The organism is Roseibium sp. HPY-6 (assembly GCF_040530035.1).
GTDB lineage: Bacteria > Pseudomonadota > Alphaproteobacteria > Rhizobiales > Stappiaceae > Roseibium.
In genome coordinates this window covers 560777-584263 of sequence record NZ_JBEWCD010000003.1, presented here as the reverse complement: position 1 = coordinate 584263, position 23487 = coordinate 560777, and the positions used below count along the sequence as shown (strand labels likewise).

The following is a 23487-nucleotide window of genomic DNA, read 5'->3' as shown; positions in this document are numbered from 1 at the left end:
TCGCAAAACGGGTCGCTCTTTCGCCGAACGCTTCCTAAAGTAAGATCGAAACCGAACAAGCGATGAGTTCGACATGACCAAGGCAATCGATCTTTCCAGCCTCGCGCCGAAACCGGAACCGATTTCGGTCGGCGAAGAGGCCGCAGAAAACTATGCAGTCGTCCGCCAGACCCTCAAGCGGATCACCAATGACTGGCGCGAGCAACCGACGCTCGAGCAGCTCGCAAAGGAAGCGGATCTGCAACCGATCCAGCTGCAGCGTGTCTTCTCGCGCTGGGCGGGCCTGACCCCCAAGCAGTTCCTTCAGGCCATCACACTGGATCATGCCAAGGCGCTCCTGCGCGATTCCGCAAGCGTCCTTGACGCGTCGTACGAGGTCGGCCTGTCCGGCTCTTCCCGTCTGCATGATCTGTTCGTGACCCATGAGGCCATGACACCCGGCGACTACCGCGCCCGCGGTGAAGGCCTGCAAATCGCCTATGGCTTCCATCCCTCGCCGTTCGGGCAGGTCCTGATCATGGCCACCGACAAGGGTCTGGCCGGTCTCGGTTTCGCCGATCCGGGGGAAGAACAATCCGCATTGACCGATATGTGCGAGCGCTGGCCGTCAGCCGTCTACGGTCACGACCAGGATGCCACCGCCTCATATGCGAAGCGTGTCTTCGACCCCGCCAGGTGGCAGGAAGACCAGCCGCTCAATGTCGTCATGATCGGAACGGATTTCGAAATCAGAGTGTGGCAGACCCTTTTGAAAATCCCCATGGGCCAGGCGACGACCTATTCCGACGTTGCCGCGTCGATCAGCAAACCGAAGGCCTCACGAGCCGTTGGATCCGCCGTTGGCCGCAATCCGATCTCCTTCGTCGTTCCATGCCACAGGGTTTTGGCCAAGGGCGGCAAGATCGGCGGCTATCACTGGGGCCTCACCCGCAAACGCGCGATTCTCGGCTGGGAAACCGGGCTTGCAGGGCCGGTTCTGGAGTGTGTTTAGGCGAGCGGGGCCACCAATTCCCCGTTCGTTCATTTCGTCATCCCTGGACGTAACACGGCGAAGATCCAGGGCCGTGGCGTCAATTCGTCCAAGTAACGGCTTAATCGGCGCACCGATCCCGTCGCGCGCTTCGCTTGGCCGGGATGACGCGATCAAGGTTAGCTTCAAAACGATGGAACCATCAGAAGCAATGCCAAGCTCAAACAAATCCTTCGATTGTCGTCCCGGTTTGGCGTTAGCCAAGACCGGGACCCAGTACCCGAGGCCTGCGATGACTGGATCCCTGCCTGCGCAGGGATGACAAGACTATTGGGCCGACTAGCATACTGGGAGTTTATTGCTCCCTTCATCCTGAGGTGCAAAGCGCAGCGAAGCCTCGAAGGATGGGCCGCGTATTGTGTTCTTAACGCCCATCCTTCGAGACAGCGCTAACGCGCTTCCTCAGGATGAGGGTTTGAGCATTTAATCAAGCCCTCCTCTCACAAAAGCGGCGACGCTTCGAACCAGTGAAAAATCCCAGCATTGTCCTCTTGAAATTTACGCTAGAGTGTCCGTCCCTTCCGCAAGCTCTGCGAAGCAGTGATGAAAACATTATTGTATTTCCGATACACTTGGCCAAACGAAGATTCACCAGGCAACAATCCCGTGAGTACGAACTACGAAGTCGTTCAGGAAACAGACTTCGTCTCGCGTATTGTAGACCTTTATTCTGATGGCCGGGCCGTCAGAAACAGCGTCAAGCTCGCCGAGCGAGAAGGTTCTGACTTCCGGCCCCCGGAACACAGATCTCTCGTCCACGGGCCGTTTCTCAAGTACGCAAACGAGGCTCCCCTGATCTCGATTACCGAGGAGGAATTCAATGGTCTGTGGGAGAGTGCGATAGACAAACCCTGGCCGCCGAAAGGATGAACCTGCAGAGTGTGTTGGGCTTGCGCAGCATTCAACCTAGTGAACCGGCCCTTTCGGCATCGGATAGTTTCCGGTGATTTCCCAGCCGAAGGATGCGATGCGTTCGGCGGCGAGCGGTGTAAGATCACCCGTGATCAGGAAATCGACGCCCGAGGGCGGGAACGGCAACCCGGCCATGCCCTCGTGGATTGACGAGAAGGTGCGGGCCACGGTCTGCGTCCAGGCGACCATGTCGAGCGGCAGGACAACGGCTGCCAGTCCGTCGCGTCTGATCGCGACCGGAATGCCGTTTACATCCCGGACCTGTCCCAGGCCGGAAATTGTCCGATTGTAGGTTTCCAGAAGGACAATGCGGCGCAGCTGGAAATAGGCTATGTCCCTGCTTTCAGCATCTGCTGCCTTGGCTGCGATAAGGTCGAGGTCCTGAACGCTCGGCATCGCCTGGAGCTGATAGGCCATGATGACCTTCTCCGACGCCGTATAGAACGGGTTCGCGGCAACTCTTGAAATTGTCTGCTCCGAAACACCTGCATTGCGAAAAGCCGTGGCGGTGCGTTCTTCCAGTTCAGCCGGTGTGCTGTCGACGATCACGGTCCGGAAATTGTCCGCCTGACGCGCGGCAGAAACGATCATGCCACCCGGCAACAGGGCGGTGATTGCCGTGACGGTCCAGCTTCCCGCCGTTGTCACGCTCGCTGTTTCGTTCAGTTTTTCAGATAAGGGCGCATAGAAGGTATAGGGATCGACCCCAAGTTCCACGGCGAGCTCGCGCTCGGCCCGTGCCTGTCCTGTGATGGCCTTGGCGAGATCCGCCGGCGAGCCGCCTTTTCCCGATACCGCTTCCTCAACGCCCTTGGTCAACCGGCCGAACATGCGCCCGACGCCCGACACGGTGCTCTTGGCGGTTCCGACCGGATCGGTCACGGTGCTTTCGACGAAATCAACTGGTTTCTTGGCAGCTTCCTTGAGCCCGTCCAGAAAACTGGCGTCGTTCTTCAGGCTCTCCAGCGCAACCAGAACCCTGATTTCCGCCAGACGGAGCTTGAGAAGCCCGTCCCCCTCAATCTGTTCAACACCTTCTTCCGTCTGCAACTGATAGATCCGCAGAAAACCGTCGCTTCGAACCGGAGACAGGACGGCGTAGCCCGGACCGTTTTCCTTTCCCTCCAGCACGACGGCAGGATCCTGCTCCGGGGGTGTTTCGTACTGTTCTGAAAGGGCCATCGCCGGCTGAATGCCGAGGGCGACGCCCAGCATGACACCGGCAACTACAGCACTGGATTTAGGGAACACGTGCATCCAACAGGTCTCCTTTTGGGGTCCCGGCAGGATGTCAATCCGGAGCAGATCCATTCCGTGCCAGGGCTTCGCCCGCGAGATAAAGCGAACCGCAGATCAGGATCCGAGGCGGTTCACCATCCTTTTCAGAACAAGCTGCCACATCCGCGAGCGCGGCGTCCAGTGATTGAAAGGGCGTTGCTTCCAAACCTGCGCAACGTGCAAGGTCTGCAAGCTCCTCCGGGGACCTGGCGGTCGTTGTCGAGGATATCGGAACGGTGCCAACGTGACGGACCAGACCATGGAACGGCCGAAAGAAGCCGACGGGATCCTTGGTCGTCAGCATTCCGGCCACGACATAAAGCGGGCGCGGGGACCGTTCCTCCTGCTCGCCCATGAACTGGGCAACAGAAACCCCGGCGCCCGGATTATGGCCGCCGTCGACCCACACCTCAGCGCCTTGCGGGCAAAGATCCAGCAAAGGGCCATGCATGATCGGCTGCAAGCGCCCCGGCCAATTGACGGACCTCAAGCCCTGCGCGATCGTGTTTTCATCCGGCAGCAACCCTGCAGCCTTCAGCGTTGCAACCGCAAGACCTGCATTGTCGAACTGATGTCCACCGCCCAGAACCGGCAGCGGCAAATCGAGAAGCCCGTCATCGTCCTGGAAGGCCATGCGGCCCTGATCAGATTGCGCCACGAAATCTTGACCCAGGATCTTAAGCGGGGAACGAAGCCGCGCCGCCCGTCGAATAATCGGCGGAAGGGCATCTTCGGGCTGAGCGGCAGAGATGACCGGTATGCCAGCTTTGATAATTCCGGCTTTTTCCTGAGCGATCGCGCCTATGTCGTCCCCCAGAAACTTCTCGTGATCCATCGAAACCGGCGTGATTACCGTGGCGATCGGGTCTTCAACGACATTGGTCGCGTCGAGACGGCCTCCAAGCCCGACTTCCAAGAGGAGAACGTCGGCGGGATGTTCGGAAAAGATCAGGAAGGCAGCTGCGGTCGTGATTTCAAAGAAGGTGATTTCTTCACCGTCATTGGCTTCTTCACACCGATGAAGAGCGTCGTAGAGAACGGGATCGGAAACGAAGGCGCCGTCCGTGCCGAGCCGGATACGTTCGTTGAACGAGACGAGATGCGGCGATGTATAGACGTGGCAACGCTTTCCGGCGGCTTCCAGGATCGCGCGCATCGTGGCCGTGACCGAGCCTTTTCCGTTGGTGCCCGCCACATGGATCACCGGCGGAAGCTTGTGCTCCGGATTGCCGAGCGCATCCAGCAAGCGATGCATCCGTCCGAGTGAGAGGTCGATCTCCTTCGGGTGCAGCGCAAGCAGCCTATCCAGGATTTTGGTTATCTGATCCAGGGTGCCCTCCGAAGGGTCCTATATCCGGTTTTGCTCTTTACGGCCTTTAGGGGATGGTTGTCGGCTTGACAAGCGGACCCGTTCGTTTTGTCGGAATATGCCGCTTTCGCGACACTATCAGGGAAATTCGGCACTCCAATCCGACATGTCAGCTGGCTGGTTCGGTTTCCCGCGCGTCCTTGTCTTCCGCCGGGGTCTCTTCCGCTGCTTCCTCTGCAGCGGGCTCTTCAGCAGGCTCTTCGGGTTCCGGGGCCTCAAGCTTTGGCAGTTCGACTTCCCGCTTCATCAGGATACCGCATATGCGCGCAATCGTTTCCTTCAGCTCCTGACGCGAGACCACCATATCGATCATGCCATGATCCAGCAGGTACTCGGCGGTCTGAAAGTCTTCCGGCAGTTTTTCCCGCACAGTCTGCTCGATGACCCGCCGCCCGGCGAACCCTATCTGCGCACCCGGTTCGGCGATATGAACGTCACCCAGCATGGCGTAGGAGGCGGAGACGCCTCCGGTCGTCGGATTGGTCAGAACCACGACGTAAGGAAGGCCTGCCTCGCGAAGCATCTGCACACCCACTGTCGTGCGCGGCATCTGCATGAGCGAGAGGATGCCCTCCTGCATGCGCGCACCGCCCGAGGCCACGAACATCACGAATGGTGTACCGTCTTCAACGGCCCTCATCATGCCCGCAAGAATAGCTTCACCCGCCGCCATGCCCAGTGAACCGGCGATGAACTCAAAGTTTTGGACGGCTATGGTCATGTCCATACCGTTGACCTTGCCCTGGGCCACGATCACGGCCTCGTCCTCACCGGACTTGGATCTGGCCTCTTTCAGCCTGTCTGTATAACGCTTGGAATCGCGGAACTTGTGAGGATCCGCCTGAACGTCCGGGGTTTTGACGTCCGTGTAGTCGCCATCGTCGAAAAAGGCTTCGACTCGCTTGCGGGCTGGCATGCGCATGTGATGGCCGGAATTCGGCACGACCCAGAGATTGGCTTCCAGATCCCGGTGAAACACCATTTCCCCGGTTTCAGGGTCCTTGATCCAGAGATTTTCCGGAACTTCGCGCTTTTTCCAAAGGTCGCGAATCTTGGGGCGTACGATAGAGTTGATCCAGTTCACGTCAGACGCGTCCGCTTACTCGAGTAATGACTAGGCGAAGATATGGTGTCCGCCTGAAATCCTTCAATTTGACCGGCCCAATCAATTTGCGCGGGCGCGCTTGCAGCCCGCAGCCAGATCGGCGACGACATCGACAACAGCCTGAACGGTGCCTTCCGTGGCCTTGCCCGCCTCGTCGAGGCTGTCACGAATTGCGTTGACGAGGACCGATCCAACGACAACACCATCCGCGTCCTTGCCAATGACCGCTGCCTGGTCCGCGGTCTTGACGCCAAATCCGACAGCGACGGGAAGTTCGGTGTGTCCCTTGATGCGGTTGACGGCAGCGGTCACCCGGCCTGTGTCTGCAATGTTCGCGCCGGTTATGCCGGTGACCGAAACGTAATAGACGAAACCGGATGTGTTGGCCAGAACGGCCGGCAGGCGTTTGTCGTCAGTCGTAGGCGTTGCGAGACGGATGAAATTCAGACCGGCCTCGAGTGCCGGAATACACAGTTCATCATCGGCTTCAGCCGGTATATCCACGATGATAAACCCGTCGACGCCGGCTTCCTTGGCGACGTGGACGAATTTCTTCGGATCACGGACATAGATGGGATTGTAGTAGCCCATGAGGATAATGGGCGTGTCATTGTCCTGCTCGCGGAAGCTGCGCACCATGTCCAGCGTCTTGTCCATGGTCTGACCGGCTGCGAGAGCCCGCTGGTTGCCAAGCTGGATCGGAACGCCTTCCGCCATCGGGTCTGAAAAGGGCATGCCGAGCTCAATGACGTCGGCTCCGGCTGCCGGCAATGCGTTGAGGACCGCCTGGGAGGTTTCAAGATCGGGATCGCCTGCCGTTACAAAGGTAACCAGGGCCGGCCGGCCCGCCTCGGCACAAGCCTTGAAGCGGCGATCTATACGCGTTTCCGTCATGCAACGTTCCCCTGCCGCTCTCATGCGGCCCGTTTGCTCATTTCAATCTCAGAGCGGTGTAGGGGAGCGGGCAAGCCCATGTCAATCAAGAACATGGCAATTGGGCAATAAGCTTAAGTCCGAACGAAACCCTGTGCAGGTGCCCGGTTTTTTGCTCAGCGCTTATTGAAGTGCTTGTTGAATGCGTAGCTGGAGATCTCGGTGCGGTCGAGGCCAAGCTGTGCAAGTTCGGTTGAGTTCATCCGGTTCAGGCGTTCAAACTCGTTCGCTGCGCGGCGAGCAGAGCGGATGTCGCGGACAAAACCAGTCAAAAGATCGAAGTTCATTTCGTTTCCTTTCGTCTTGGCCGAGCAGCGGTGTTTCACTGTTCATGTCCTTGCGTGAACATAATCATTGCTGCACTGCACACAACACATATGATTGCAATGCAGCACTCCCAATTTCGAATGGCTCCCATCCGGAATTCCACCCGATAGGCTCACAAGAATGCATAGCTGGCTTAACTGATCTGCGGAAAAAGCAGGTTCAAATGCGCACAAAGTGCACTTATCTTGGCCCAGATGAAATTAACAAGATAAGGAGCTGAAAATGGCCCACTCGCTTTTCGAGCCTGCTCCCACTCCGCTACGGGAACTGATCTGGCAACGGGTCAAGGCGTTCAGCGTCGGAGGAAATCAAGACTCTTCCAATGACGAAAGTACGGCGGTTCAGACGGACCCGGCTCTGCTGCAACAATCCACAAAGCTCGATGCGCGCGGCAGGCTAGAGCTCCTGGAAGCAGTGCTCACTTCCAAACCCATCAAAAACAAAGCCGCGCGTTCCTGACGCGCGGCTTTGAAAATCTCTGGTCCGGTGCAGATCAGGGTTACATTTCGAAACCGAGCATCTGCCCGACTGCGAACACATCCTTGTCGCCCCGCCCGCACAGGTTCATGACAAGGATCTGGTCCTTGTCCATCTGCGGGGCCAGTTTGACCACCTGCGCCAAAGCGTGAGCAGGTTCCAGCGCCGGAATGATCCCTTCGACACGGGTCAGAAGCTGGAACGCATCCAGCGCTTCTTTATCCATGATCGGGACATATTCGACCCGTCCAATCTCCTTCAGCCAGGAATGTTCCGGACCAATGCCCGGATAGTCCAGGCCTGCCGAGATGGAATGACCTTCGAAGATCTGACCATCGTCATCCTGAAGGAGATAGGTTCGGTTGCCGTGCAGGACGCCGGGCTTTCCGGCCGTCAGAGACGCGCAGTGTTCCTCGCCAACAAGACCGCGGCCGCCCGCTTCGACCCCGTAGATCTTGACGTCCTTGTCATCGAGAAACGGGTGAAACAGACCGATTGCATTGGATCCGCCGCCGACGGCCGCGACAAGCGCGTCGGGCAGACGGCCCTCAGCTTCCAGCATCTGCTCCCGCAATTCCTTGCCGATCACCGATTGGAAGTCACGCACCATTTCCGGATAAGGATGCGGGCCGGCAGCAGTTCCGATCAGGTAGTAGGTATCCTCGACATTGGTGACCCAGTCGCGAAGCGCTTCGTTCATGGCGTCTTTCAGGGTGCCGGCACCGGCTGTTACCGGAACAATCTCGGCGCCAAGCAGTTTCATGCGGAACACGTTCGGCTTTTGACGCTCGACGTCGGTTGCGCCCATGTAAACAACGCATGGCAGGCCGAACCGCGCGCACACCGTTGCCGTTGCCACGCCGTGCTGCCCAGCGCCTGTCTCCGCAATGATACGGGTTTTGCCCATCCGCTTGGCAAGCAGAATCTGGCCAAGGCAGTTGTTGATCTTGTGTGAACCCGTGTGGTTCAGCTCGTCGCGCTTGAAATAGATCTTTGCGCCGCCCAGCTCTTCCGTCAGCCGTTCCGCAAAATAAAGCGGTGAGGGCCGACCGGTGTAGTGCTTGTTCAGGGTTTCGATCTCGGCGTGGAACGCCGGATCGTTCTTGGCATCCTTGTATTGCTGCTCGAGATCCAGGATCAGCGGCATCAGGGTCTCGGCGACATAACGGCCGCCGAAAATCCCGAAGTGTCCACGATCGTCCGGACCCGTCCGGATGCTGTTGGCCATATCGTTCACGCGTTTACTCCTTACACCGGATCGTCCGGAAATCAGGCGCTTTTGGCCGCCGCCACAAAAGCGCGAATTAAGTCGCTGTCCTTGACGCCTTTCTCACGCTCAACGCCAGACGATACGTCAACCGCGGATACGCCGCTCTGCCGGATTGCCTCGCCTACATTTGCCGGATCAAGACCACCCGACAAGAGGAAAGGCTTCTTGAGCTCCAGGTCCTTCAGCAATGTCCAATCGTAGGAGACCCCATTTCCGCCGGGTAGCTCCGAATCCTTTGGCGGTTTAGCGTCAAACAGAATCCAATCCGCAACAATAGAGTAGAATTCCGCGCGTTCCAGATCCTCCGGTTCCTCAATCGAAAGGGCCTTCATGACCTTGGTTCCCTGCATAACCTTCGCCGCAGCAAGGGCTTCCGGGGCTTCCGAGCCGTGAAACTGGATGATGTCGGGTTCGACAAGTTCCCGGATCCGCGACAATCCGTCCGGATCCATGTTCACAGTGACCGCAACAATTTCCGCCTTGCCACGTGCCATGTCGGCCAGCTTGCAGGCCTTGCTCAACGAAACGTGCCGCGGGCTTTTGGGGAAAAACATCAGGCCAACCATGTCCGCTCCTGCGTCAAGCGCGGCTTCCATGGTCTCCTCGGTCGACAGACCGCAGATTTTGACTTGAATATCAGACATGGGATCGAGGTATCGCCGCTGCCGAACGGTTTGTCAAAAGGGGATTTCAGGCTTATTGCCTCGCGTAAGCGCATTATGCGATGGCTCGAACCGGATCAAACTGGTTTCGGGCCCGTGCCGCCATGCGCAGTAACAACCGAGAGCTGACATTTATGCTTCACTACAGCCAGTCCGGCGAGCGCGAACAAGCACCCATCGTTTTTCTTCACGCGGCCGGTTTTGATGGGCGGATCTGGAGAAAAACGCAGGAGCTTTTGCCTGACTTTAATTGCGTATGCCCGGATCTGCCAGGACATGGAAACTCGCGGCAGATTCCTGTTCGTGACTTCGATGCTGTGGCGGATGAGGTGGCGGATCTTATATCCCATCTTGGCAAAGGTCACGTGCATCTCGCGGGGCTTTCCATGGGGTCCTATATCGGCTTCCGGCTTATGGTCCGCCGTCCGGACCTGGTGAAAAGCGCCGTATTCAGCGGCTTCCAGCATGATCCAATTCGCGTTTCTGTTTTCATACGTGCGTTGATGCACGCGTCTTCCTGGATGATGAATTCAAAGCGAAACCGGGAAAAAATGGCGCGGTCACTTGGCGTTGCGGACGCGAGCCTTGTGAGCTTCAAGGGAAGCAGGCCCATCGCGACCTCAAGCACGATGCGGAAAATCAGCTCGCTGGCGCTGAATTTTGATGTCACGGCGGATCTCGCCGGCGTCACGACGCCCACGCTCGTTCTTGCCGGTGAAACCGAACACCCGGCAATCCTTTCATCGCTCTCGACGTTTCAATCCGAAATGCCGAACTGCACAGCACGGCTGGTCCCGGGCCACGGTCACGGCTGGATTGCCCGTGAGCCCGAACTCTTCGCCGACAGCCTGCGTGCCTGGTTCTCGGAAACCCCTCTTCCGGACGGCCTGACGACAATCGCAGAGGAGTAATGCGGTTGGGTGGCTATTCGTTCTACGAGATCGTTCTTTTTTGAAAAATAGGGCGCTGGCTCTCCGATCCCGGATCTCCTTTCAGTCGTCCGGGATGACGGAATGAATCACAGCCTTCGTCATCCCGGCCAAGCGAAACGCTGAGCCGGGATCGGAGGGCCCATGAGCCAACAGTTTGATACGCAAATTCACGTTGCGATTTGAGCCAATCACATCAGCTTCCAAAAAGTGCGATCGCTCTTTATGGAAACATCATTGATTCAACGTGAGATAAAGGTCATCCCACGCGGGATTCATCTTTTCGATCAACTCGAACTTCCATTGCCGCCGCCAGCGTTTGATCTGTTTTTCCCGGGTGATCGCCGCTGCGATTTCGGAGTGGTTCTCGTACCAGACCAGTGTCCTGATGCCGTATTTTTCGGTGAAGCCCGGAACGAGGCCTTCACGGTGTTCATATGTCCGGCGCTTCAAATCCGTGGTGACGCCGGTATAGAGCGTTTCATAGGGTCGCGAGGCGAGAATGTAGACCCAGGCCGACAAGGGTTTTCCTGTTCAAGACGGTCATCTGTGGCACTCCGATCCCGGATCTCCTTCCAGTCGTCCGGGATGACGAAATCAGTCAGAGCCTTCGTCATCCCGGCCAAGCGCAGCGCTGAGCCGGGATCGGAGTGCCCATAGACCTAATGTCGTCCTGAAACCTAGGACACGTTGAATGCTGCGATTGCCGCCATGTTGACGATGTCGCTGTCTTTGGCGCCGATTGGCAGGATCTGGATCGACTTGTCGAAACCGGTCAGAAGCGGCCCGATGACCGTCGCGCCGCCGAGTTCCTGAAGCATCTTGGTGGAAATCGATGCGGAGTGGAACGCCGGCATGACGAGAACATTGGCAGGACCCGAAAGGCGGCAGAACGGATAGGCAGACATTCGGTCCATGTTGAGCGCCACGTCAGCGGCCATGTCGCCGTCATATTCAAAATCCACCCGGCGCCGATCCAGGATTTTCACCGCTTCTATGACCTTTTCAGACCGCTCTCCGCGAGGATGACCGAACGTGGAATAGGCCAGCATGGCAACGCGCGGCTCATAGCCAAGCTTGCGGGCAACGTGCGCTGCCTCTTCGGCGATGTCGGCCAGTTCTTCGGAGTTGGGCATGTCAATGACCGCCGTATCGGCAATCAAAACGGTCCTGCCGCGCACGAGCACAAGCGAAACGCCGATGACCCGGTGACCCGGCTTTGGATCGATTGTGGCCTTCACGGTATCGAGCGCGACGGAATAGTTCCGGGTGAGGCCCGTGACCATGGCGTCGGCATCTCCGCGCGCGATCATGATGGCGCCCCAGTAGTTCCGGTCATTGTTGACCATGCGCTGACAGTCGCGGAGGAGGTAACCCTTGCGCTGCAGACGGCCATAAAGATATTGCGCGTAGTCGGTATTGCGGTCCGACAATCGCGCATTTTGTATTGAAATGCCCGGGCGATCGATATCAACGCCGGCTTGTTCGGCCATGGATTGGATTTCGTCCTCCCGGCCAATGAGAATTGCCTCGCCGAGGCCTTGCGCAACGAATGCAGCAGCTGCACGGATGACCGGCTCCTCTTCCCCTTCGGCAAAGACAACGCGCTTCGGCTGCTGGCGTACCTTGGTAAAGATGCGTTGAAGCGTTCCGGCGATCGGGTCGCGCCTTGCAGAAAGCTGATGCTTGTAGGCTTCCATGTCGACGATGGGCCGTTTGGCAACGCCTGAATCCATGGCGGCCTGGGCAACAGCGGGCGGAATGGCGTGAATGAGACGCGGGTCGAAAGGCACCGGAATGATGTATTCAGGGCCGAATTTCGGCCGGTTACCGCGATAGGCGGCCGCAACCTCGTCCGGTACTTCCTCGCGGGCAAGCTGGGCAAGTGCCTGAGCGCAGGCGACTTTCATTTCGTCGTTGATGGTCGTTGCGTGGACGTCGAGAGCCCCTCGGAAGATATACGGGAACCCCAATACGTTGTTGACCTGGTTCGGATAATCCGACCGGCCGGTTGCGACGATGGCGTCGTCCCTGACCGCCGCCGCTTCTTCCGGTGTGATCTCCGGGTCCGGATTGGCCATGGCGAAAATAATCGGGTTCGGCGCCATGACACGCAGCATGTCCGGCGTCAGTGCACCTTTTACCGACACGCCGAAGAAGACATCCGCCCCTTTCATCGCGTCGTAGAGCGAGCGGTCGGAGGTTTCGATGGCATGCGCAGATTTCCACTGGTTCATGCCCTCGGCGCGTCCCTTATAGATCACGCCCTTGGTGTCACACAGGGTAATGTTGTCGTGCGGAATGCCCATCGCCTTGACGAGTTCGATACAGGCAATGCCCGCCGCTCCGGCACCATTGCAGACCACTTTCGTGGTCTTCATGTCCCGCCCGGTCAGGTGCAGTGCGTTGAACAGCCCGGCGGCGGCAATGATGGCCGTCCCGTGCTGATCGTCATGAAAGACCGGAATGTCCATCAGCTCGCGCAGGCGCTGTTCGATGATGAAGCAATCGGGCGCCTTAATGTCCTCAAGATTAATCCCGCCGAAGGAAGGACCCAGATAGCGGACCGAATTGACGAATTCCTCGACATCCTGCGTTTCGACCTCAAGGTCGATCGAATCGACATCCGCGAAGCGCTTGAACAAAACGGACTTGCCTTCCATTACCGGCTTGGAGGCCAAAGCGCCGAGATTTCCGAGGCCAAGGATGGCGGACCCATTCGAGATGACAGCGACCAGATTGCCCTTGGTCGTATAGTCGTATGCGCGGCTCGGATCCTCCGCGATCGCGCGAACCGGCACCGCCACGCCGGGTGAATAGGCCAGCGACAGGTCGCGCTGTGTGGCCATCGGTTTGGTCGGCGTGACTTCCAGCTTGCCGGGACGGCCCTGCTGGTGAAATTGCAGCGCTTCCTGTTCGGTAAAGCTGATACTTGTTTTCGGCGAAGACTTGTCAGTGGACATGGCGCAGGCGTTTCCTCTCGGTCGCACTTCTTAACGAGGCGGGACCCTGACCTTATCCCCTGGAAAATGAAGCCTCAAGCCGGGATGGCATAACCCTTTTGTGGAATGGCGGGCGAGGTTTGATACGTATTTGGCATGAGTGGACAGAGCGCGCAGAAGGTGGCCTCGGCGGATCAAAAAGTAACGCCGATGATGGCCCAGTTCATCGAGATCAAAACCGCCAATCCGGACAGCCTCCTGTTCTATCGGATGGGTGATTTCTATGAGCTGTTTTTCGATGATGCCGAGATCGCCTCGCAGGCACTCGGCATAACGCTCACGAAACGCGGCAAACATCAGGGCGCTGATATTCCAATGTGCGGCGTTCCGGTACACGCCGCTGACGACTATCTGCAGAAGCTCATTGCCAAAGGACACCGGGTATCCGTCTGCGAACAGACTGAGGATCCGGCGGAAGCCAAGAAACGCGGGTCGAAGTCTGTTGTCCGCCGGGACGTTGTCAGGCTTGTGACGCCCGGGACGCTGACCGAAGAACGCCTGCTGGATGCGGGCGCCAACAACTATCTGATGGCTCTGGCCCGCTTGCGCGGCGGTTCACTCACCGGAGACGTGGTGTACGGTCTTGCCTGGATCGACATGTCCACCGGATCGTTTCAAGTATCAGAGACAGATCAGCAGCGTCTCGCCGCCGACCTGGCCCAAGTGTCCCCGAAAGAACTGATCCTGGCCGATAGCCTGTTGCAGGAAAGCGAAGTGCGTCTCCTTGCCGAACAGTCGGGCGGTGCCCTGTCACCGGTGCCGCGCGCGTTTTTTGACAGCTCCACGGCGACAGACCGGCTGGCACATTATTTCGGCGTGAAAACGCTGGACGGTTTCGGCACCTTCAGCCGCGCGGAACTGTCCGCGGCTGCCGGGATCCTCTCCTATATCGAGCGGACACAGCTGGGGGAACGCCCGCCGCTCGACCCGCCGGTGCGCGAAGCAGGCGCCGGGCGGATGCTGATCGATCCGGCAACGCGTGCCAATCTTGAACTGGCGCGGACGCTGTCCGGCGAAAAGCAGGGGTCGTTGCTCGCCACAATCGACCGGACTGTTACAGGTGGCGGATCCCGCCTGTTGGCAAGCCGTCTGGCCGGGCCGCTTGTGAATGTCGATGCGATCCAGCACCGGCACGACTCCGTTGCGTTTTTTCTCACCAACGAAATCATGCGGGAAGGATTGCGCCAGACCTTGAAGGGTGCGCCCGATATGGCGCGGGCGCTTTCCCGGATTGCACTTAATCGGGGTGGCCCGCGCGACATTCTTGCGATCGCGCAAGGACTTTCAGCTGCAAGAGCCGTGCTTGACCAGACCGGAAGCGGAGACATACCGGCAGAAATCGCAGCGGCACGCGCAAGCCTGGAAATGGCACCGCATGAGCTTGGCGCAGAACTCGTTGCCGCGGTCAAGGAAGAGCCGCCTCTCTTGAAGCGGGACGGCGGCTTCGTCGCAACGGGATACGATTCAGATCTTGATGAGTTGAGGTCACTGCGGGATGAAAGCCGCAAGGTGATCGCAAAACTGCAGGCGGATTATTCCGAAGAGCTTGGTCTGCGGTCACTCAAGATCAAGCATAACAACGTACTGGGCTGGTTCATCGAAGCGCCGACGGCCCAGACTGAGAAACTGACCGCCGACCCGGCCAGGTTCATCCACCGGCAAACGATGGCTGGTGCGATGCGCTTCACCACCACGGAACTGGCCGATCTGGAATCCAAGATTGCAAGTGCCGGCGAGCGGTCGCTGTCGATTGAGATGGAGATTTTCGACACGCTGGCCCAGGCCATCATCGATGCCAGCGATGCCATCAAGGCCGCTGCGCAAGGCCTTGGGATCCTGGATGTGTCGGCCGCTCTTGCCAAACTTGCTCAGGAAGAAAGTTATTCTAGGCCTCTTGTAGACGACAGCCGCGCATTTGACATCAAGGGAGGACGGCACCCCGTTGTGGAGCGGGCTCTCAAGATGTCCGGCGGTGACAGCTTCGTTGCCAATGACGCCGATCTGGGGCCGCAGTCGTCAGAAGAGACAGGCCGTATCTGGCTGATCACCGGTCCGAACATGGCCGGTAAGTCGACTTTCCTGCGCCAGAATGCCCTGATTGCGGTCCTTGCCCAGATGGGATCGTTCGTGCCCGCCGCCGAAGCGCATATCGGTGTTGTCGACCGCCTCTTCTCGCGGGTCGGTGCCGCCGACGACCTGGCGCGGGGACGCTCGACCTTCATGGTGGAAATGGTCGAAACGGCCGCAATTCTTAATCAGGCTGGCGACCGGTCGCTGGTCATTCTCGATGAAATCGGACGCGGGACGGCAACGTTTGACGGTTTGTCCATCGCCTGGGCAACGATCGAGCATCTGCACGAGGTCAACAAGTCCCGGGCGCTGTTCGCAACGCATTATCACGAGCTGACTGCGCTTTCTGCGAAACTCGACCGGTTGTCGAATGCGACCGTAAGTGTCAAGGAATGGAATGGTGAGGTCATTTTCCTGCATGAAATCGTCGCCGGTGCCGCCGACCGGTCCTATGGAATTCAGGTCGCGAAGCTCGCGGGCCTGCCTGCCAGTGTGGTTGAGCGGTCCAAACAGGTACTCAGCCAGCTGGAAGAGCAGGATCGGCGATCGCCTGCGGAGAGCCTGATCGACGAACTGCCGCTCTTCGCCAACATCGTCGCATCGCCACCTCCTGTTGCCGTTCAAGACGCGGAACCGGACCCGGTTTCCGACGCACTCACAGGCATCGATCCCGATGACATGACCCCGAGAGAAGCGCTTGAAGCCCTTTACCGGCTGAAATCACTGAATGCCGGCAAAGACGGGTGAATACGCTTTTTGCGTGACCTCGCCGGATAGCCGAACTAGTCTGATCGTTCTCGCCAAGCCTTTCGAACGCGGCTCAATCCGATCATGAACTCCGTTGCGCAATTGCCCCGGCAGGCAATACTGATCCTGCTGCTGCAATTCACCAACAGTCTGGGCACTTCCGCGCTGATACCGATGATGAGTTTCTTCATCGTCGAAGGCCTGGGATCCGAACCCTGGCAGGTCGGACTTTATACAGGGCTGGTCATGCCGCTCACGCTGCTAGCAAATCGTTGGGCAGGCGAACGGCTGGATCACGGATTTCCGGTGAAGCGCCTGCTCTTGATCTCCGTCTGCGCCTTCATCCTCGTGACAGCGCTCCTGACGCAGGTCTCCAGCCTGTTGATGCTGGTTCTGATGGTGGCGCCGTTGATGGGACTGAGCAATATGGGAACGGGAACCATATTCACCTATTGCCGGCTTTATGCGGAACGCAACCAATTGGATGTGGTGCGAATCAATTCCTTGCTCCGCATGATGGTTTCCCTTGCCTGGATGATCGGACCCGCCGTGTCGTTCCTGCTGGTCACCGAATTCGGCTTCGTAACTGCGTTCAGCGCAGCCTTTGGTATCGGTGTGCTTTATTTGCTCCTCGGCTACGTTGCCGTTCCTCACAGTTTCAAGTCGGCCCGCAAAAAGTCTGGCAACAAAGACACGTCTCCAATCAATTGGGGCCTCCTGATTGCCGGAGCGATTTGTCTGGGTTTCGTGATCACCAACTCGCTCTTCGTCTCCGCGATGCCGTTGTTCTTCGTGCAGGAAACCGGATTGCCCGGCTATACGCCCGGCCTGTCTTTGTCGGTCAAATGCCTGGTCGAAATCTTCGTGATTTTCGGCTCCGTACGGTTGGCGGAAGTCATCGGCTTGCGCAAGGTCCTGCTCGTCTCGGCCAGTTTTGCAGGGATCAGCATGTTCCTGTTCGCCGAGGTCACTACCGTCTGGCAGGTCATCGCCGTGTCGGCTCTGGAGGGTACCTATTACGGTCTCTTTGCCGGGGTTTCGATCACCTTCGTCCAGAGCTTTGCGCCGGACCGGCCTGGCCGGGCAACTGCGGTTTATATGAACAGTCTTTTCCTCGGTGGTATGATCGGAAGTGTTTCGATGGGTTTCATTGCAAGCGCGACCGATTTCAAGACGGTGCTCTACGTTGCAGCCTTGAGTTCATTTGCCGCATTGGTGGTGCTGATTGCAACGCTGAAAGTCAGGCCCGCGCCAACAGAAAGCAAAGCCTAAGCGCTACCTGACTTTGCGACGGCCAGGGCATTCGCGATTGCACCGGCAAAGCTGGTTCTGTCGTCGGGATTAAGGAAATTGCCTAGATCAACGCTTTCACCTCGGCTGGTGAGCGTGATTTTCACGACACCTTCATCTTCGATGCGGTCAACCGAAAGCCGGACCCAGAAAGGGTTGAACCTGAATTCCTGGAAGCGTTTACCCGGACCGACCTTGCGAATGATCAGTTCATTGCGGGAAACCACAACCTCTTCGTGGGTTTTCGCTGAGCGATAATTCATCCGGAAGGCAAGCCAGAGAAGGGCGATATCAAGCCCGAAGAACCCGAAGACGGGCCAGGCACCAATGCTCCAGAACAAAACACCGGCGACGAAACTGACGGCGCCGAAACAGAGCATCAGAATCATGAAACCGTTCGGGCCCAGCGATCTGTGAGGTGTCAGGATCGCGGTGAAAAAAGGCCGGTCGATTTCGTCTTCCCGGGAACTATTCTCGGGTTTCGGATTGTTCTCGCTCATGAGGATTGATTATAGAGAGTTCATGACCCAAGCAAAGAGCTCAGCCAAACGCAAAGCCCCAAAACGGTCCGCAAAGAAAAAGCAGACCAGGAAAACGACGCCTTCCGTGGACAATCCCGGCAAGGTTCTGAAACGGTCCCGCTACAGCAAGGCCGAGGCCTTTGCCGTTTTTCAGAGGTTTCACGCAGACAATCCGGAACCGGAGGGCGAACTCGACTATGTCAACGCCTTTACCCTCCTGGTGGCGGTCGTTCTTTCCGCTCAGGCAACCGATGTTGGCGTCAACCGGGCCACGAAGAACCTGTTCCAGATCGCGGACACACCGGAAAAGATGGTCAGCCTCGGCGAGGACCGGGTGCGCGACGAAATCCGGACGATCGGGCTTTACAAAAACAAGGCCAAGAACGTTATCCTGCTCTCCGAACAATTGATCCGCGATCACAACGGAGACGTTCCGGAAGACAGGGAAGCGCTTGAGCAACTCCCCGGGGTTGGACGCAAAACCGCGAATGTCGTCCTGAACATCTTCTTCGGTCATCCGACGATTGCGGTCGATACGCATCTTTTCAGGCTGGGGAACAGAATCGGGATCGCCCCAGGTAAAACACCGCTCGACGTTGAAAAGGCCATGGAAAAGGCGGTTCCGAAGGAATTTTCCCTTCACGCGCACCACTGGCTGATCCTGCATGGCCGCTATATCTGCAAAGCACGCAAACCGGAGTGCCGACGTTGCGTGATCTACGATCTTTGCAAGAGCACCGAGAAAGAGAAGTTCGACGCGGTGCCGGAGATCGCCCTGCGCGCCAAAGCGCAGATCGAAAGGGAAAGTGCCGCGTGAACCTTCCAGATGGACCCTTTCCCGAGAGCGAACGCCTGACCTTCCGCCTGCCAACAAAAGAAGATGCCGCCTTTTACAGGCAGATGATGAACGAGCCGGACTATCATCGCTTCATTGCCGATCGGGGCATTCGAACCGATGCGGACGCTGCGGGCTACATAGAGGAAAAAACGCTCGCGCATTTTAAAAAACACGGGGTCGGTCTCTGGCTGGTCGCGCTTAAGCAGACAGGGGAGCCGCTCGGAGCCTGTGGTCTCGTCGTGCGCGATGACCTCGATTATCCCGATCTTGGCTACGCTTTTTGCGAGAAGAACCGGGGCCAAGGCTATGCTATCGAAGCCGGGCAGGCGGTTCTGGATTACGTGAGGCTGAATATGAACCTCGAGCGGCTCTGCGCGATAACGCATTTGGAGAATGCTCGATCAGCCAGGCTTCTGCTGAAATTGGGATTTGTTGCTGAAGGGCGCAGATATCTCGCCACGTATGACGACATGTCCGACTATTTTCTGTTTCACTTCAACAGAAGCGACCAGTCAAACCGCTGAGCTTCGGATCAACGCTTTTCACGGACGCGGACGACAACATCGACGCGAACAACTTCCATACCCTCAGGTGCCTGCGGGATCCGGTCAATGCCGACGCCCTCACCCGGGATGTCGATCACGCGGTTTTCGCCCTCGATGAAGAAATGGTGATGATCGGACACGTTGGTGTCGAAATAGGTCTTGTTGCCGTCAATCGCGACTTCACGCAGCAAACCTGCCTCGGTGAACTGGTGCAGCGTGTTGTAAACAGTCGCCAGTGAGACGGGAACGTCTGCCTCGACCGCTTCTTCGTGAAGAAGCTCCGCTGAAATGTGACGGTCACCCTTGGAATAGAGCAATTCTGCCAGAGACACGCGCTGGCGCGTTGGCCGCAGACCCGCGGAACGCAGCATATCGGTCACATCCTTGCCGGTTGTTTCCATTGCAGTGTGTGTCGTCATTCCAATTCGATCCAAATCTAAGCTCTTGTTTCAGATGGCTGTTTTATCCCTATACCATCTTCATGAAGAACCTGTTTCAGCTAATATTTGCCTAGTTCTGCCATTTCTTGTGCCCAAGATGCAAGTTTTAACCGCCGGGCGCAACCAAAGTCGGCGGTAATATTTGGGCGAAACTTTCGCTCAAAACTTGCCAAATGGCCCGAAAAACGCTGAAATTTCGCTTATGCGACATCTTTCGGTCATGGTTCCCCTGTGTTAGGAAGGCGCCGCAAACAAGACGAAAAATCAAACCCGTTCCACCTAGGAACCATGGGTAGGAAGCAAGAAAACGGATCCTGAATGACCGAGCGCCGCTCCAGCTACGATTACGAAGATCTCCTCGCCTGCGGCCGCGGCGAGCTCTTTGGCCCGGGCAATGCCCAACTGCCTCTCCCGCCAATGCTGATGTTCGATCGGATAACCGAACTTTCCGAAACAGGCGGAGAGTTCGACAAGGGTTACGCGCGTGCGGAATTCGATATCAAACCGGATCTATGGTTCTTTCCGTGCCACTTTCAGGGCAATCCGGTCATGCCCGGATGCCTTGGACTGGACGCTCTGTGGCAGCTGACCGGCTTCGTTCTCGGCTGGCTCGGACTGGAAGGAAAGGGCATGGCGCTTTCCACCGGCGAAATCAAATTCAAGGGAATGGTCACGCCCGACGTGAAACTCGTGGAATATGGCGTTGACTTCAAACGGATCATGAAAGGCCGCCTGGTCCTGGGGATAGCCGACGGCTGGCTGAAAGCCGATGGTGAGCAGATCTACAAGGCGACGGACTTGCGCGTCGGCCTGGCGAAGACCTGAGGCCCACATCATCGATCGAATTCGACCGGCGTTTCTTTTGGGGAACGCCGGTTTGCGCATTATGTAAGGCATGAGGCCGGCAAAGAGACCAAAGCCGCTCGCGCCGTGAAAAATTAGGAGACCGCAATGAGACGCGTTGTCGTCACCGGTATCGGAATCGTTTCATCTATCGGATCGAATGCCCAGGAAGTGCTTGCTAGCCTTCGCGAAGGCAAGTCCGGTATCCGTTTTGCACCGGACTACGCAGAGCACGGCTTTCGCAGCCAGGTGCACGGCATGCCGGATGTCGACATTCCGTCGCTGATCGACAAACGCCAGCTTCGTTTCATGGGAGATGGCGCCGCTTACAACTACATCTCCATGCAGCAGGCGATTACGGACAGTGGTCTGGAAGAGGCCGACGTTTCGAATACGCGCACAGGCCTGATCATGGGCTCCGGCGGGCCGTCGACGAAGAACCTGTTCCAGGCCCACAAAATCGTCATCGAAAAAGGGTCGCCGAAACGAATGGGTCCTTTCATGGTGACGCGCGGCATGAGCTCAACAAACTCCGCGTGCCTGGCAACGCCCTTCAAGATCAAGGGCATCAATTATTCCATCACTTCCGCCTGCTCCACCTCCGCACACTGCATCGGCGCTGCGACCGAACAGATCCAGTTCGGAAAGCAGGACGTCATGTTTGCCGGCGGCGGTGAAGAACTGGACTGGACCCTTTCCTGCCTGTTCGACGCCATGGGCGCCATGTCCTCCAAATACAACGACACACCGGAAACCGCATCTCGCGCCTATGATGCAACCCGCGACGGCTTCGTGATTGCAGGCGGTGGCGGCGTTGTTGTTCTGGAAGAACTGGAGCACGCCAAGGCGCGCGGCGCGAAAATCTACGCCGAAGTCACGGGTTACGCGGCCAATTCAGACGGTTACGACATGGTGGCTCCCTCCGGTGAGGGTGGCGAGCGCTGCATGCGGCTTGCCATCGAAACGCTCGGGGACCGCAAGGTCAACTACATCAATACCCACGGCACCTCGACGCCGGTCGGTGATATCGGAGAGATCGAAGCGATCCGGCGCGTGTTTGGCGAGCATCAGCCGCCAGCCTCCTCGACCAAGTCGCTGACAGGACACAGCCTCGGTGCGACCGGGGTGCAGGAGGCAATCTACTGCCTGCTTATGCTGCAGAACGATTTCATGACGGCATCCGCCAACATTGCTGATCTCGATCCGGCTCTCAACAAGGACGAGATCGTGACCGAACGTGTCGACAATGCCGGCCTGGACACCGTTCTTTCCAACAGCTTCGGCTTCGGTGGCACCAACGCCTCCCTCGCGCTGTCGCGCTACCACGGCTGAGGAGACCGACATGTCTGATCTGATGAAGGGCAAACGCGGCCTGATCATGGGCGTTGCCAACGATCACTCCATTGCCTGGGGCATTGCCAAGACACTGGCCGACCACGGAGCGGAACTCGCATTCACCTACCAGGGTGAAGCCTTCGGCAAACGCACCAAACCATTGGCCGAGTCGGTCGGTTCTGAGATCCTGTTGCCGTGCGACGTCGAGGATATCGCGTCTGTTGACCATGTCTTCGATACCCTGAAAGAGACCTGGGGCACGATTGACTTTCTGGTTCATGCGGTTGCGTTTTCCGACAAGTCGGAACTGCGCGGAAAATACGCGGACACGACCCGGGAGAATTTCTCCCGTACCATGCTGATTTCGTGCTTTTCCTTCACGGAAATCGCCAAGCGTGCAGCGGATATTATGCCGAATGGCGGTTCAATCATCACGCTGACCTATGGCGGATCGACCAAAGTGATGCCGAATTACAACGTCATGGGCGTTGCAAAAGCGGCGCTTGAATCCTCCGTCCGGTACCTCGCGGTCGATTATGGCGAACAGAATATCCGCGTGAACGCAATATCCGCCGGCCCCGTCCGCACGCTTGCCGGCTCGGGTGTCTCGGACGCGCGGCTGATGTTCAACTTCCAGAAGCGCAATTCACCGCTTTGCCGAACTGTCTCCCTCGACGAGATTGGCGGGACAGGACTGTACCTTCTGTCCGACCTTTCCGGCGGCGTGACCGGCGAAGTTCATTTCGTCGACAGCGGCTACAACATCATGTCGATGCCGCGTCTGGACGAATTGAAGGCGCAGGAAAACCAGGCGAGCTAATCGAGCTTGGAGCAATCTTTGAAAAAGGCGGTCTTGGGCCGCTTTTTTTGTTTGCCGCCGTTCAGTCTTCCAGAATTTCATCCGGGTAAACGCCGAAAAGACGCGTCTGGTCGAGCCAGCCGTCATATTGCGCGCCATTGACGCGGCACCAGCCACCCGCACATTCGGTGACCGAGGTCAGCACGAAGGGTTCAAGTTCCGCAACGATATCGGCATCGGAGCGCGAGCGGGCCCTGAGCGGGGTCCGATCATTCTTTTCCCAGGGCGTCACCAGCGCTGTCCGGCGGCCGGAAAGCAGAGAATGGAACACCCAGCCGACCTTGCCTTCCCAGTCGCGTATGCGGCGCCAGTTTTCAAATTCCTGGATGATCTCGACGGGAAGACCGGACTGAACGAAAGTCCAGGCGATGGCATGTTCTCGCGAAGGGCCGACCCGAACATTGACCCGGTCCGATTTCAAACTGACGAAGCGTGGAATGGGCAACCCCGACGCGCCGGTTGTCGTGCCTTGCGCCGCGGCGGGCGCCGTCAGCCAGGTCATGGCAAACAGGATTGTCATCACACACACAATGTGGCGGCTGCCTGGAAACGAACGGGTCATATTGTCCGGTTGTCCAATTGTTCTTGATCTTTGAGTTGCGTCAAATCTGTAACGAAAAAACTGCGTAAAAACCACCTTGCCGATTCTGGCTGGTGGGCAATACGCGGCGAATGAAACCGATCTCTTGTTTCTGCCGAACCATC

The 23487-nt window shown here is 57.8% G+C and carries 23 protein-coding genes; 11 read left to right on the top strand and 12 right to left on the bottom strand.

Annotated features, from left to right (window positions below; translation table 11 throughout):
- Positions 1–73 precede the first annotated feature (73 nt).
- A complete protein-coding gene (locus ABVF61_RS28760) occupies positions 74–991 on the top strand; it encodes a methylated-DNA--[protein]-cysteine S-methyltransferase (RefSeq protein ID WP_353997041.1) in 918 nt (305 codons plus the stop codon).
- A 645-nt stretch (positions 992–1636) separates the two neighbouring features.
- Positions 1637–1900: a hypothetical protein gene (locus ABVF61_RS28755; protein WP_353997040.1), complete on the top strand. Its 264-nt coding sequence runs from the start codon at positions 1637–1639 to the stop codon at positions 1898–1900.
- A 36-nt stretch (positions 1901–1936) separates the two neighbouring features.
- Here the strand turns inward: ABVF61_RS28755 and ABVF61_RS28750 are convergent, their stop codons facing one another.
- From ABVF61_RS28750 to ABVF61_RS28730, 5 genes are all read right to left on the bottom strand, one after another.
- On the bottom strand, positions 1937–3199 hold the full coding sequence (locus ABVF61_RS28750; protein ID WP_353997039.1) for a hypothetical protein: 1263 nt from the start codon (positions 3197–3199) through the stop codon (positions 1937–1939).
- Positions 3200–3233: 34 nt separating this feature from the next.
- The gene (locus ABVF61_RS28745; RefSeq protein WP_353997336.1) at positions 3234–4550 is read right to left on the bottom strand and encodes a bifunctional folylpolyglutamate synthase/dihydrofolate synthase; all 1317 of its coding nucleotides are present in this window, start codon (positions 4548–4550) and stop codon (positions 3234–3236) included.
- Positions 4551–4698: 148 nt separating this feature from the next.
- Positions 4699–5673: an acetyl-CoA carboxylase, carboxyltransferase subunit beta gene (gene accD, locus ABVF61_RS28740; protein WP_353997038.1), complete on the bottom strand. Its 975-nt coding sequence runs from the start codon at positions 5671–5673 to the stop codon at positions 4699–4701.
- Between the two features lie 81 nt (positions 5674–5754).
- Positions 5755–6588, bottom strand: a complete 834-nt coding sequence (gene trpA, locus ABVF61_RS28735) for a tryptophan synthase subunit alpha (protein ID WP_353997037.1) — start codon at positions 6586–6588, stop codon at positions 5755–5757.
- A gap of 155 nt (positions 6589–6743) precedes the next feature.
- Positions 6744–6914 (bottom strand): hypothetical protein, encoded by a 171-nt coding sequence (locus tag ABVF61_RS28730; RefSeq protein WP_353997036.1) that lies wholly within the window; start codon positions 6912–6914, stop codon positions 6744–6746.
- Between the two features lie 262 nt (positions 6915–7176).
- Between ABVF61_RS28730 and ABVF61_RS28725 the strand changes: the two genes are divergently transcribed.
- Complete coding sequence (locus ABVF61_RS28725) at positions 7177–7413, top strand: hypothetical protein (protein WP_353997035.1); 237 nt, start codon at positions 7177–7179, stop codon at positions 7411–7413.
- Between the two features lie 40 nt (positions 7414–7453).
- Here the strand turns inward: ABVF61_RS28725 and trpB are convergent, their stop codons facing one another.
- Together trpB and ABVF61_RS28715 are read right to left on the bottom strand one after the other, a co-directional pair.
- Complete coding sequence (trpB, locus tag ABVF61_RS28720) at positions 7454–8659, bottom strand: tryptophan synthase subunit beta (protein WP_353997335.1); 1206 nt, start codon at positions 8657–8659, stop codon at positions 7454–7456.
- Between the two features lie 41 nt (positions 8660–8700).
- Positions 8701–9345, bottom strand: a complete 645-nt coding sequence (locus ABVF61_RS28715) for a phosphoribosylanthranilate isomerase (RefSeq protein WP_353997034.1) — start codon at positions 9343–9345, stop codon at positions 8701–8703.
- Between the two features lie 122 nt (positions 9346–9467).
- On the opposite strand from ABVF61_RS28715, the gene ABVF61_RS28710 reads away from it, so the two are divergent.
- Positions 9468–10274, top strand: coding sequence for an alpha/beta fold hydrolase (locus ABVF61_RS28710; protein ID WP_353997033.1), 807 nt, complete (start codon positions 9468–9470; stop codon positions 10272–10274).
- A 252-nt stretch (positions 10275–10526) separates the two neighbouring features.
- Here ABVF61_RS28710 and ABVF61_RS28705 read toward each other — a convergent pair whose 3' ends face one another.
- Positions 10527–10814 carry a GIY-YIG nuclease family protein gene (locus tag ABVF61_RS28705; protein WP_353997032.1) on the bottom strand — a complete coding sequence of 96 codons (288 nt, stop codon included), beginning with the start codon at positions 10812–10814 and terminating at the stop codon, positions 10527–10529.
- 158 nt (positions 10815–10972) lie between these two features.
- The gene (locus ABVF61_RS28700; RefSeq protein WP_353997031.1) at positions 10973–13255 is read right to left on the bottom strand and encodes an NADP-dependent malic enzyme; all 2283 of its coding nucleotides are present in this window, start codon (positions 13253–13255) and stop codon (positions 10973–10975) included.
- A 135-nt stretch (positions 13256–13390) separates the two neighbouring features.
- Here ABVF61_RS28700 and mutS point away from each other — a divergent pair, with 135 nt between their 5' ends.
- Both mutS and ABVF61_RS28690 read left to right on the top strand, forming a co-directional pair.
- Positions 13391–16111, top strand: a complete 2721-nt coding sequence (gene mutS, locus ABVF61_RS28695; protein WP_353997030.1) for a DNA mismatch repair protein MutS — start codon at positions 13391–13393, stop codon at positions 16109–16111.
- Between the two features lie 84 nt (positions 16112–16195).
- A complete protein-coding gene (locus ABVF61_RS28690; protein ID WP_353997029.1) occupies positions 16196–17383 on the top strand; it encodes an MFS transporter in 1188 nt (395 codons plus the stop codon).
- Here the strand turns inward: ABVF61_RS28690 and ABVF61_RS28685 are convergent.
- Complete coding sequence (locus ABVF61_RS28685) at positions 17380–17901, bottom strand: DUF2244 domain-containing protein (RefSeq protein ID WP_353997028.1); 522 nt, start codon at positions 17899–17901, stop codon at positions 17380–17382. The two genes, ABVF61_RS28690 and ABVF61_RS28685, sit on opposite strands and share 4 nt — an antisense overlap.
- A 22-nt stretch (positions 17902–17923) precedes the next feature.
- Here ABVF61_RS28685 and nth point away from each other — a divergent pair, with 22 nt between their 5' ends.
- Together nth and ABVF61_RS28675 are read left to right on the top strand one after the other, a co-directional pair.
- Complete coding sequence (nth, locus tag ABVF61_RS28680; RefSeq protein ID WP_353997027.1) at positions 17924–18739, top strand: endonuclease III; 816 nt, start codon at positions 17924–17926, stop codon at positions 18737–18739.
- A complete protein-coding gene (locus ABVF61_RS28675; RefSeq protein ID WP_353997026.1) occupies positions 18736–19284 on the top strand; it encodes a GNAT family N-acetyltransferase in 549 nt (182 codons plus the stop codon). The genes nth and ABVF61_RS28675 overlap by 4 nt, the downstream gene beginning before the upstream one ends.
- An 8-nt stretch (positions 19285–19292) precedes the next feature.
- On the opposite strand, the gene irrA is transcribed toward ABVF61_RS28675, so the two are convergent.
- A complete protein-coding gene (gene irrA, locus ABVF61_RS28670; protein WP_353997025.1) occupies positions 19293–19724 on the bottom strand; it encodes an iron response transcriptional regulator IrrA in 432 nt (143 codons plus the stop codon).
- Between the two features lie 339 nt (positions 19725–20063).
- Here irrA and fabA point away from each other — a divergent pair, with 339 nt between their 5' ends.
- The 3 genes from fabA (at position 20064) to fabI (ending at position 22743) form a co-directional block, all read left to right on the top strand.
- Positions 20064–20570 (top strand): 3-hydroxyacyl-[acyl-carrier-protein] dehydratase FabA, encoded by a 507-nt coding sequence (fabA, locus tag ABVF61_RS28665; RefSeq protein ID WP_299477528.1) that lies wholly within the window; start codon positions 20064–20066, stop codon positions 20568–20570.
- A gap of 126 nt (positions 20571–20696) precedes the next feature.
- On the top strand, positions 20697–21920 hold the full coding sequence (fabB, locus tag ABVF61_RS28660; protein WP_353997024.1) for a beta-ketoacyl-ACP synthase I: 1224 nt from the start codon (positions 20697–20699) through the stop codon (positions 21918–21920).
- Positions 21921–21930: 10 nt separating this feature from the next.
- Positions 21931–22743: an enoyl-ACP reductase FabI gene (fabI, locus tag ABVF61_RS28655; RefSeq protein ID WP_353997023.1), complete on the top strand. Its 813-nt coding sequence runs from the start codon at positions 21931–21933 to the stop codon at positions 22741–22743.
- 61 nt (positions 22744–22804) lie between these two features.
- Here fabI and ABVF61_RS28650 read toward each other — a convergent pair whose 3' ends face one another.
- Positions 22805–23302, bottom strand: a complete 498-nt coding sequence (locus ABVF61_RS28650) for an SH3 domain-containing protein (RefSeq protein WP_353997334.1) — start codon at positions 23300–23302, stop codon at positions 22805–22807.
- Positions 23303–23487 lie beyond the last annotated feature (185 nt).